At 35.7% G+C, this 11,686-nt stretch carries 10 protein-coding genes; 7 read left to right on the plus strand and 3 right to left on the minus strand.

The window, feature by feature from the left end; all coding sequences use genetic code 11:
- Positions 1 to 28: 28 nt before the first annotated feature.
- From gcvP to K8B81_RS06800, 7 genes are all read left to right on the plus strand, one after another.
- Positions 29 to 2,878, plus strand: coding sequence for an aminomethyl-transferring glycine dehydrogenase (gcvP, locus tag K8B81_RS06770; protein WP_223680190.1), 2,850 nt, complete (start codon positions 29 to 31; stop codon positions 2,876 to 2,878).
- 367 nt (positions 2,879 to 3,245) lie between these two features.
- Entirely contained in the window at positions 3,246 to 4,493 is a 1,248-nt protein-coding gene (locus K8B81_RS06775) for a glycoside hydrolase (protein WP_223680192.1), read from the plus strand.
- Between the two features lie 234 nt (positions 4,494 to 4,727).
- A complete protein-coding gene (locus K8B81_RS06780; RefSeq protein ID WP_223680194.1) occupies positions 4,728 to 5,786 on the plus strand; it encodes a 3-oxoacyl-ACP synthase III family protein in 1,059 nt (352 codons plus the stop codon).
- 235 nt (positions 5,787 to 6,021) lie between these two features.
- Positions 6,022 to 6,543, plus strand: a complete 522-nt coding sequence (locus K8B81_RS06785; RefSeq protein WP_223680196.1) for a class I SAM-dependent methyltransferase — start codon at positions 6,022 to 6,024, stop codon at positions 6,541 to 6,543.
- 158 nt (positions 6,544 to 6,701) lie between these two features.
- Positions 6,702 to 7,550 carry a glycosyltransferase gene (locus K8B81_RS06790; protein WP_223680198.1) on the plus strand — a complete coding sequence of 283 codons (849 nt, stop codon included), beginning with the start codon at positions 6,702 to 6,704 and terminating at the stop codon, positions 7,548 to 7,550.
- An 80-nt stretch (positions 7,551 to 7,630) separates the two neighbouring features.
- Positions 7,631 to 8,377, plus strand: a complete 747-nt coding sequence (locus tag K8B81_RS06795; protein WP_223680200.1) for an MlaE family ABC transporter permease — start codon at positions 7,631 to 7,633, stop codon at positions 8,375 to 8,377.
- Positions 8,377 to 9,138 (plus strand): ABC transporter ATP-binding protein, encoded by a 762-nt coding sequence (locus tag K8B81_RS06800; RefSeq protein ID WP_223680202.1) that lies wholly within the window; start codon positions 8,377 to 8,379, stop codon positions 9,136 to 9,138. Before K8B81_RS06795 ends, K8B81_RS06800 begins: the two co-directional genes overlap by 1 nt.
- A 75-nt stretch (positions 9,139 to 9,213) precedes the next feature.
- Here the strand turns inward: K8B81_RS06800 and K8B81_RS06805 are convergent, their stop codons facing one another.
- The 3 genes from K8B81_RS06805 to K8B81_RS06815 all read right to left on the minus strand — a co-directional run bounded on the left by K8B81_RS06805 (position 9,214) and on the right by K8B81_RS06815 (position 11,572).
- Positions 9,214 to 9,816, minus strand: coding sequence for a SprT-like domain-containing protein (locus K8B81_RS06805; RefSeq protein WP_223680203.1), 603 nt, complete (start codon positions 9,814 to 9,816; stop codon positions 9,214 to 9,216).
- Between the two features lie 71 nt (positions 9,817 to 9,887).
- Positions 9,888 to 10,565 (minus strand): SDR family NAD(P)-dependent oxidoreductase, encoded by a 678-nt coding sequence (locus K8B81_RS06810; protein WP_223680205.1) that lies wholly within the window; start codon positions 10,563 to 10,565, stop codon positions 9,888 to 9,890.
- A 35-nt stretch (positions 10,566 to 10,600) separates the two neighbouring features.
- Entirely contained in the window at positions 10,601 to 11,572 is a 972-nt protein-coding gene (locus K8B81_RS06815; RefSeq protein ID WP_223680207.1) for a M20/M25/M40 family metallo-hydrolase, read from the minus strand.
- Between the last annotated feature and the right edge of the window lie 114 nt (positions 11,573 to 11,686).

Below are 11,686 nucleotides of genomic sequence, written 5' to 3' on the forward strand. Positions count from 1 at the left end.
CATTCTTTTAAAAATTAGATAGCTACAAATGAGAACAGATGCTTTTGCTTTAAGACACATTGGCCCAAGAGAAGCCGATCTTCCACACATGTTGAAGACTATTGGGGTTGACTCGATTGAACAATTGGTTTACGAAACCCTTCCGGACGACATCCGTCTAAAAGCACCGTTGAATTTAGATCCTGCTATGACAGAGTATGAATTCGCAAATCACATTCAGGAATTAGGGAAGAAAAATAAAGTATTCAAATCGTATATCGGTTTGGGTTATCACCCAACTATCGTTCCGGCTCCAATTCAGAGAAACATCTTCGAAAACCCAGGATGGTATACCGCTTATACGCCTTATCAGGCAGAAATCGCTCAGGGTCGTTTAGAAGCTATTTTGAATTTCCAAACTACAGTTATTGAGTTGACTGGAATGGAAATTGCCAATGCCTCTTTATTGGATGAAGGAACTGCTGCTGCAGAAGCTATGGCGTTATTATTTGACGTTCGTACAAGAGATCAAAAGAAAAACAATACACACAAATTCTTCGTTTCTGAAGAAATTTTACCTCAAACTTTATCGGTTTTACAAACACGTTCAACTCCTATCGGAATTGAATTGGTTGTTGGAAACCACGAAACATTTGATTTTTCAAATGACTTCTTTGGAGCGATTTTACAATACCCAGGAAAATACGGTCAGGTAAACGATTACAGTGCTTTTGTTGCTAAAGCAAAAGAAAACGAAATCAAAGTGGCTTTTGCCGCTGATATTTTATCACTTGCAACTTTAACTTCTCCTGGAGAAATGGGAGCTGCAGTAGTTGTTGGAACAACGCAACGTTTTGGCGTACCAATGGGTTACGGTGGTCCTCACGCTGCTTACTTCGCTACTAAAGATGAGTACAAGCGTTCTATGCCGGGTCGTATCATCGGAGTTTCTGTTGATGCAAACGGAAACCGTGCTTTACGTATGGCTTTAGGAACTCGAGAACAACACATCAAACGTGAAAAAGCGACTTCAAACATTTGTACGGCTCAGGTTTTATTAGCTGTTATGGCCGGAATGTACGCGGTTTACCACGGGCCAAAAGGTTTAAAATACATTGCAAACAAAGTTCACGCATCTGCAGTAACTACTGCCGAAGCTTTAAATAAATTAGGAGTTTACCAAACTAACACAGCTTACTTTGACACTATTTTAGTAAAAGCTGATGCTCAAAAAGTAAAAGCTGTAGCAGAGAAAAACAAAGTAAACTTCTTCTATCCTGATGCTGAAAGTATTTCGATTTCATTCAATGAAACGACTGCAATTACCGACATCAACCAAATCATTGCCATTTTTGCTAAAGCTTTAGGAAAAGAAACTTTCACCATTTCTGAATTATCTCAAGCAAGTCAATTACCCGCTTCATTAGAAAGAACTTCTGCTTTCTTAACGCATGATGTTTTCAACAATCATCATTCAGAAAGTCAGTTAATGCGTTACATCAAAAAATTAGAGCGTAAAGATTTATCATTGAATCACTCGATGATTTCGTTAGGTTCTTGTACAATGAAACTGAACGCGGCTTCAGAAATGTTACCTCTTTCAATGCCAAACTGGAACAGCATTCACCCATTTGCACCAGTTGACCAAGTTGAAGGTTACCTTACAATGCTGAAAAGATTAGAACAGCAGTTAAATGTAATTACAGGTTTTGCCGGAACAACTTTACAGCCAAACTCTGGAGCTCAGGGAGAATATGCTGGTTTAATGGCAATTCGTGCGTATCATATGTCAAGAAACGAAGGACACCGTAATGTATGTTTGATTCCTTCATCTGCTCACGGAACAAATCCTGCTTCTGCAGCGATGGCGGGAATGAAAATTATCGTTACGAAAACGACTCCGGAAGGAAATATTGATGTAGAAGATTTAAGAGAAAAAGCGATTGAGCACAAAGATGATTTATCTTGTTTAATGGTAACTTATCCATCTACTCACGGAGTTTTCGAATCTTCGATTATTGAAATCACAAAATTAATCCACGATAACGGCGGATTAGTATATATGGACGGTGCAAACATGAACGCGCAAGTTGGATTAACAAATCCGGCTACAATTGGTGCTGACGTTTGTCACTTAAACTTACACAAAACTTTCGCTATTCCTCACGGAGGCGGTGGACCTGGAGTTGGACCAATCTGTGTGAACGAAAAATTAGTTCCGTTCTTGCCAACAAATCCAATTTTAAATGTTGGAGGTGAGCAGGCAATCACAGCTATATCTTCTGCTCCTTACGGATCGGCGCTAGTTTGTTTAATTTCTTACGGATACATCACTATGATGGGTGCTGAAGGATTAAAAAGTGCTACAGAACACGCAATCTTAAATGCGAACTATATGAAAGCGCGTTTCGAAGGTCATTATCCAATTCTTTATACAGGAGAATGCGGAAGAGCGGCACACGAAATGATTTTAGATTGTCGTTCATTCAAAGAAAACGGAATCGAAGTGGGAGATATCGCAAAACGTTTAATGGACTACGGTTTCCACGCGCCAACAGTTTCTTTCCCGGTTGCCGGAACTTTAATGATCGAGCCTACAGAATCGGAAGATTTAGCAGAATTAGATCGTTTTTGTGATGCGCTTATCTCAATCAGAAAAGAGATTGAAGAAGCAAAAGCAGATGACAAAAACAACGTATTAAAAAATGCACCGCATACTTTAGCCATGTTAACTACAGACAACTGGGATTTCCCTTATACAAGAGAAAAAGCAGCTTATCCATTAGATTACATTGCCGAAAATAAATTCTGGCCATCTGTTCGTCGTGTTGATGACGCTTACGGAGACAGAAATTTAGTTTGCAGCTGTGCTCCTATTGAAGCTTATATGGAGAATTAAAAAATAACTCCATTTTAAACAATAAAAATTTAAAAATCCCTTATTAAAGAGCTACTAATCGGTAGCTCTTTTTTGTTGGTGTAATTATGAAGTATCCTCTCTGACAAAATTCGCTTTTACTGAAAAACACTCATTTATAGTTATTTCAGCACTAATACGAATTAATCCCTTTTTCTTATTTCTGGCTACAATCGGTTGTTGAATTTTTTAGTATTATAATAATATCTAATAGGTTTACTCAATAAAGCACAATAACTAATACATTAATAGTTAAAAATTTACAATTAAACATTTTAATATTTTTCCCACAATCGGTTGTTTTTTATTATTATATTAGCTAAATATTTAACCTCAAAAAACCATTATTATGAAAAAAAGAATCGCATCTTTATTACTAATTAGTGTTTTAACATTTACAAGCTGTTCAAAAGATGAAGAATCAGCAGTAATTGAAAACACAGTTACGCAAACGGATACAAAACCTACAAATCTTACCGGTAAAGTAAGTTCTAATGCTACTATTGAAGCCGGAAGCGTCCAGCAATATATTAGAGGTTTTGGCGGAGCCAACATCAGAGGCTGGATAGCTGATTTAACTGCCAGTCAAAAAGTCAAAGCCTTTTCAACAACTGAAGGCTTAGGGCTAAGTGTACTTAGAGTCAGAATTTCTCCTAACAGTTCTGACTGGACAGCAGAAAAAGCAACAATTGACGCTGCTAAATCCTACGGTGCAACCATCATAGCGTCTTCATGGACTGCACCGGCTTCAATGAAAGACAACAACAATCTTGTGGCAGGAAAACTAAAAACGAGTTCGTATGCTGCTTACGCACAACACCTTAAAAATTTCAATACAACTGTAGGAGGAGTTGCAGCAATTAGCCCAATAAATGAACCCAATATTAATGTAAGCTATGAATCAATGGAGTTAACAGCTTCAGAAGTTGCAAATTTTGTTGCTGCACAGGGAGAGAACTGCGGTACTAAAATAATGGCTCCAGAACCTTTTAACATGAATACAACTTATATTAATACCTACCTGAGCAACACAACAGCGAAAAACAAAACCAGTTATATTGCCGGTCACATATACGGCGCAAATCCGACTTATGTAAATTTTGGAAAAGAAGTATGGATGACAGAGCATATTACGGATACAAACGATGCCAACATCTGGACAGGTGCCATGAACACTGCCAAAGAAATACACAAGTGTATGGTGGCGGGCTACAGTATGTACACGTGGTGGTATATAAGAAGAAGCTATGGCCTGCTTGATGAAAACGGCAATATAACAAAACGCGGTTACGCAATGACACATTTCTCCAGATGGATTCGTCCTGGATTTAATAAAGTTAACTGTACTGCAAACCCTTCATCTGGTGTTTATATTACGGCATACAAAAAAGATAATAAATTAATAATTGTGGCTATAAACGATAACTCCGAAATAACGTATCAGCCTTTTAGTTACAGCAATATAGCGATCACTGGATTTAATCGTTACAAAACAACCAGTTCATCCAATTTAGTGGCTGATAACATTTCTGTTTCCGGCGGTAACTTTGGAATCAACTTGCCTGCATCAAGTATTACAACTTTAGTTTCTTACTAATTTCTCCAATTTACTAAAACATTAAATGCCCCGATGAATTTGGGGCATTTTTATTATATCAAATACTTTGATACTAAGCTTTAAAATTTCCTCAAAACTTCATTTTCATTGAAAAATAGACAGTTTTCAGCTAAAAATATTACTATTCCATAATTATATGCGTGCATAGTAATTTTTATGACTGTTCTATCGTATTTATTTATAAATTAGCTAAAATTTTGGAAAAAATAAGTAATGAAAATAAAGATAATAGGTATAGGAAGCTATATTCCGCAAAAAGAAGTTAAGAATACCGATTTTGACAAACATGTTTTTTTAAATGAAGACGGAACTCCTTTTGGTTATCCTAATGAAACAGTAATTAAAAAATTCAAAGGAATTACCGGAATCCAAAACCGGCGATATGCCGAAGATCAGCATATAACTTCTGATTTAGCTTTTTTTGCAGCCGAAAAAGCCATTGCAAATGCTAATATCGACAAAGAGACTTTAGACTATATCATTTTTGCGCACAATTTTGGTGATGTTAAATCCGGAACTGTTCAGTCAGACATGATTCCAAGTTTAGCAACCCGTGTTAAAAACAAACTGGATATCAAAAACCCAAAATGTGTGGCTTATGATATTCTATTTGGCTGTCCGGGATGGATTGAAGGCGTATTACAGGCCAATGCTTTTATCAAATCCGGTATGGCAAAAAGGGTTTTGGTAATTGGTGCAGAAACCCTTTCGAGAGTGGTTGATGATCACGACCGCGATTCTATGATTTACTCAGACGGTGCCGGGGCTTCAATTCTAGAGGCTTCTACTGACGACGCAGGTTTGTTATCGTACGAAAGTGCTACTTTTGCAAATGATGAAGCCAACTTTTTATACTTCGGAAAATCATACAATCCTGATCTGGATCCGGATATCAAATATATCAAAATGTATGGCCGCAAAATCTACGAATTTGCACTAAGCAATGTTCCTAACGCCATGAAGGAATGTCTAGATAAAAGCGGAATCGCCATTGATGAGGTTAAAAAAATCCTGATTCATCAGGCAAACGAAAAAATGGACGAAGCTATAATCGACCGTTTTTATAAACTATATGACAGAACCGCTCCTAAAGACATTATGCCAATGAGTATCCATGATTTAGGAAACAGCAGTGTTGCTACCGTACCAACTTTATACGACCTGTTAATTCAGGGCAAAATAGAGAATCACGAAATAAACAAAGACGATGTAGTTATTTTCGCTTCGGTTGGAGCAGGAATGAACATCAACGCATTCGTATATAGATATTAATTTCAGCAGCTATTCCGGCTATCCATTACAAGTCCACACTTAAAAAATGTGTTTTTTATGCCTTAAAAAAGCTTCTTCCAGTCGCTTCTTTAAACCTGCAAAAACTACACTTTTTAAGTCGTGGGCTTTTCATTTCTATCCGGGCTAAAAAACACCAAAACTAGAAGATATCTTTGTATATTTGCCACCTAATCAAAAAATCAAGAACTGGCCCTGCTTCGTTCACACTTATACTATGTACGAAAAAACGTTTCCAAATAAAAGATTCAAACTTACTCTGGAGTTTTTACAAAAACACATCAAAACATCTGAAACGATCCTTGATTTAGGAGTTGAAAACCCGTTTTCAAAAATCATGAAAGAAGCCGGTTTTTCAGTAAAAAATACGAGCGGAGAAGATTTAGACATGAATCAGGATGCTTTAAAAAATGATAAAACTGACGTGGTAACGGCTTTCGAAATTTTCGAACATTTATTGAATCCGTTTACGATCCTGAACGAAATCCAATCGGATAAACTTTTAATTTCGATTCCGATGCGTTTATGGTTTTCTCCGGCTTATCGTTCTAAAACAGACATGTGGGACAGACATTACCATGAATTTGAAGACTGGCAGCTGGACTGGCTTTTGGAAAAAACCGGCTGGAAAATCATTGACAGACAAAAGTGGACCAACCCGGTTAAAAAATTCGGACTAAGACCATTTTTAAGAAGCTTCACAAACAGATACTACATTATCTATGCTGAAAAGGCATAAATAATGTAAATTCCAAAAAATAAAATTGCTACGCCCTTTCGCTATCGCTCGGATCCAAATTCCAACTTTGGAAATCATAAAACTCCAAATTCCAATTTGAAAATCGGTTCGAGTTGGAATTTGGAATTTAAGAGACTGGGATTTTAAATTGAAAATTTATGAAATATTACATAGTCATACCCGCACACAACGAACAGGATTTAATTGGCCTGACTTTACAATCCCTGGTTTCACAAACCGTTTTACCATCAAAAGTTGTAGTGGTTAATGACAATTCAACTGATAAAACAGAAGAAGTAGTTTTAGGTTTTGCAAAAGAAAATCCTTTTATTTCTGTTGTCAACAAAAGTTCAGATGCGATTCACATGCCGGGGAGCAAAGTAATTCAGGCATTCCAGAAAGGCTTTGAAACTCTAGATTCTGATTATGAAATCATTGTAAAAATAGACGGAGATTTAATTTTCCCACCAAACTATTTCGAAACCATTATTAAACATTTCGAATCCGATTCAAAAGTCGGAATGGTTGGTGGATTCTGTTATATCGAAAAAAACGGTGACTGGGTTTTAGAAAATCTAACCGACAAAGATCATATTCGCGGCGCTTTAAAAGCGTACCGCAAAGAAACCTTCAATCAAATAGGAGGATTACGTCCTGCAATGGGCTGGGACACGGTAGATGAATTATTATGTAAATATTACGGCTGGAAAATTGTCACAGACGAATCGTTACACGTAAAACACTTAAAACCAACTGGTGCCAATTACAATAAAACAGCCCGTTATAAACAAGGCGAAGCTTTTTATACTTTAGGTTATGGCTTCTGGATTACAGCTATTGCTTCTGCAAAACTGGCCATGATGAAGAAAAAACCATTTCTTTTCCTGGATTATATCAGAGGTTTCTTTAAGGCAAAAAATGCAAAAACCCCTTTATTGGTTACTCCTGAACAGGCTAAATTTATAAGACAGTATCGTTTTCAAAAAATGAAACAAAAGTTAATTTGATTGCCAAAGCAATCGAAAATGCGAAAGTCATAACCCAAAACTCATAACTTCTTTTTACCTTAGCCAATATTTGTAAAACTATGATGTTAATTCGTTATTTATCCCAGATAGGGAAATATTTTTTAATGCTGAAAGAAATTTTCAACAAACAGACTAAATGGTCTGTAATGAAAAAATTAATTTTCAAAGAAATCGACGATTTAATAATTGACTCCCTCGGAATTGTTTGTTTTATCTCTTTCTTTATTGGCGGGGTTGTAGCTATTCAGACTGCTTTAAACTTAACTAATCCTTTAATTCCAAAATATTTAATTGGTTTTGCCACACGTCAGTCTGTAATCCTGGAATTTGCACCTACTTTTATTTCGGTAATTATGGCCGGAAAAATGGGTTCTTATATTACTTCAAGTATTGGAACTATGCGTGTTACCGAACAAATTGATGCTCTTGAAGTTATGGGTGTTAATTCCTTAAACTATCTGGTTTTCCCAAAAATAATAGCTTTATTAATGTATCCGTTTGTAATTGGAATCAGTATGTTTCTCGGGATTTTTGGAGGATGGCTTGCCTGTGCTTATGGAGGATTTTCTACAAGTCAGGATTTTATCCAGGGAGCTCAAATGGAATTTATCCCTTTCCACATTACATATGCTTTTATTAAGACTTTGATTTTTGCGATGTTGTTGGCTACAATTCCATCTTTTCACGGGTATTATATGAAAGGCGGTGCATTAGAAGTTGGTAAGGCAAGTACAGTATCCTTTGTATGGACATCAGTTTGTATCATTCTTCTAAATTATATATTAACTCAATTATTATTAGGATAATGATAGAAGTAAAAAACATAGAAAAATCATTTGGTGACAGCAAAGTTTTAAAAGGTGTTTCGACAGTTTTTGAAACTGGAAAAACCAACTTAATTATTGGACAGAGTGGATCCGGAAAGACAGTTTTATTAAAAACACTATTAGGAATTCACGCTCCGGATTCAGGAACAATTGAATTTGATGGCAGGGTTTATTCTGATTTAGATAAGGATGAAAAACGTGAGTTGAGAACGGAAATCGGAATGGTTTTTCAGGGAAGCGCTTTATTTGATTCGATGACTGTAGCAGAAAATGTAGCTTTTCCGTTAAGAATGTTCACAAATAATAATAAAGCCCAAATCAAAGAACGTGTTGACTTTGTTTTAGAGAGAGTAAATCTAGTTGATGCACATCAAAAGCTTCCTTCTGAGATCTCAGGAGGTATGCAAAAACGTGTGGCTATCGCCCGGGCAATCGTAAACAATCCCAAATATTTGTTTTGTGATGAGCCAAACTCCGGTCTGGATCCGAATACTTCAACATTGATTGATAATTTGATTCAGGAAATTACAAAAGAATACAACATCACAACCGTGATTAACACACACGACATGAACTCTGTGATGGAGATAGGAGAAAATATTGTTTTCTTAAAAAAAGGATTAAAAGCCTGGCAGGGAACTAAAGAAGAAATTTTTAGAACGGAAAACAAAGACATTGTGAAATTTGTTTATTCTTCGAATTTATTCAAAAAGGTAAGAGAGGCTTATTTAAAAGGGTAAAAGCTTTTAAATTCAATCTTTTAAAATTCCAAATTCCAATATTAGTGTAATTGGAATTTGGAATTTAATTTCTCTTTATTGAATATTTATCAGCTCTACTTCAGCATTTGGATTAAAAAGATATAATTTCCCGGTACTAATTTCGAGACATTCAAAACGTTTTGTCCGTACAGCAATTTTCTTGAATATTTTGCCGTTTTTTATTCTGAAAACACTTCCATACGGAATTTCAAAAACATAATTTTTATCATTTTCCTTATCATATTGTTTCAAAGCCAATGATAAAGTGGTATCAGTATCACTGCTTGCCGAAGGATTTTTAAAATGTCTCGCCAATAAGGGAAGAATTTGATTTGGAAAAATCTCCGGACGAATAAAGGGTATCATTAATCGCTGAAAGGTCAATTTCCATTCATTTCCATGGGGCTTAATGTTTCGCCCAAACTTTTCAAAAGCAACTAAATGAGAAATTTCATGGATAAGCGTAATCAAAAAACGATATTTATTTAAACTCGCATTGACTGTTATTTCATGTTTGCCGCTCGGTCTTCTCCTGTAATCACCGTGACGTGTCTGACGCTCGTTAACGATTTTAAGATGTACCTGATTGGCAACAATCAAATCGAAAACAGGCTTTACGGCATGTTCGGGGATATATTTGGCTAATGTTTCGCTCAATCTTAGTAAAATGTTTTCTGTTAAAAGTTAGATGTATTTGGAATTTGGGTTTTTAAAAATTGGAATTTAATCTACGGATTGGTCGAAGAAACCTCTAATACCTTTCCATTAAAATATTTATTTCCGTTAAGTGTAAAATCATAAATATAAGTTGCCATTCCTTCTGCAGAAATCGGTGCCTGATAACCGGGGAAAGCTTCGTTCAGCATTTCAGTCTGGACAGAACCTAATGCCAAAACATTAAATGAAATCCCTTTTTCTTTGTATTCTTCAGCCAATAATTCTGTTAAGGTACCAACAGCTCCTTTACTTGAACTATAAGCTGCTAAACCTGCGAATTTCAAACTTCCGCGAACGCCGCCAATCGAACTAATGGTTACTACATGACTGCCTTTTTCAAGATACGGCAAACAAATCCGGGTCAGATTAGCTACAGCAAAAACATTCACTTTGTAAATACTTTCAAAATCAGCCTGAGTGGTTTCTTCAAAAGGTTTCAAAAGCAAAGCACCTGCGTTATGCACCACAGCATCTATTTTTTTCCATGTCGAAGAAAGAAAATCGCTTACAATATCGAGTTGTGATTCATCTGCGAGATCCACCGAAAGGCAGGTTACATTTTGGTTTTCTAAAAGAGCCTGTGGAATTTTTCTGGAAATCGCTAAAACATTATGTCCTGCATTTGCGAACTGTAAAGCCAGTTCATAACCAATTCCTCTTGAAGTTCCTGTAATTATAATATTTTTCATGAAGCAAAAATAATCAAATCTTAGAAAAGGAATCCTTATTTTGTCATTGTAATTTCTTGCGTTGGAGTTGTTGTTATTTGTGTAACCGCCGGCAAAAATTCCTGTATAAATTTAGTGATATGCGGAATATTCATCACCTGAAATTCATCTGACGGATGATGATAAAATTCGAAATTCTCAAAATCAAAAGTACTTATGGACTGACACGGTTTTTTGAATGCTTCATAAAAAGAATAATTGTCAGAACGGTAAAAGAGCTCGTATTCGGCTTCTTTTGGAAGAAAACCAATTGTATTTTTTCCTGTATATTGGTTAATTCTCTCCGCCATATTTGACTTATCAAAACCTGTGATATAAGCCAGATAATCGCGTTTCATTGGCACTCCAACCATTTCAATATTAAGCTGGGCGTATAAATTAAAATCTTTCTTTTTAAGTTTTTGCACTAAACTTTTAGATCCTAATAATCCTTTTTCTTCTCCGGCAAAAAACACAAAAAGAATGCTTCTTTTATTCGATTTTGTCTTAGCGAAATACTTAGCCATTTCTGCAACTACGGTTACTCCGGAAGCATCATCGTTTGCACCGTTATTAATGACATCATCCTGCTTGTTTTTCAGTAATCCAATATGATCATAATGTGCACTTAAAACCACAAACTCTTTTTTGAGTTCAGGATCGCTTCCTTCTAAATATCCCACAATATTATATGCCGGCAACTTAAAATTCGTAAGCGTATCACGATACGTACTGAAATAAGGCTTTACATTATTCTCCTTAAAAAAATCCTCTAAAAAAACAGCTGCTTTTTCAATCCCCCTCGTTCCTGTCTCTCTTCCTTCGAGTTCATCAGAAGAAAGATATTTTAAAAAATCTGAGACTTCATTCTGTTCAACCAAATAATTGCTTTCAACAGCGGTTTCCTTTGAAGCTGTTTCTCCGACTGATGAAATAGTAGATTTGCAGCCTAATAAAATTAATGACAGAAGAATGTATATATTTTTCATAAAAAAGAAATTTAGATTGGTGTTGTTAAGGCAAAACTTCTGAAAAGTAAAAAAAATAATCGTAAAAAAACCCTTTCAAAGGTAAAAAGCCGAAAGGGTTATAATTAAAAGAGA

Origin of the sequence: Flavobacterium hibisci (assembly GCF_020026925.1) — a bacterium.
GTDB lineage: Bacteria > Bacteroidota > Bacteroidia > Flavobacteriales > Flavobacteriaceae > Flavobacterium > Flavobacterium hibisci.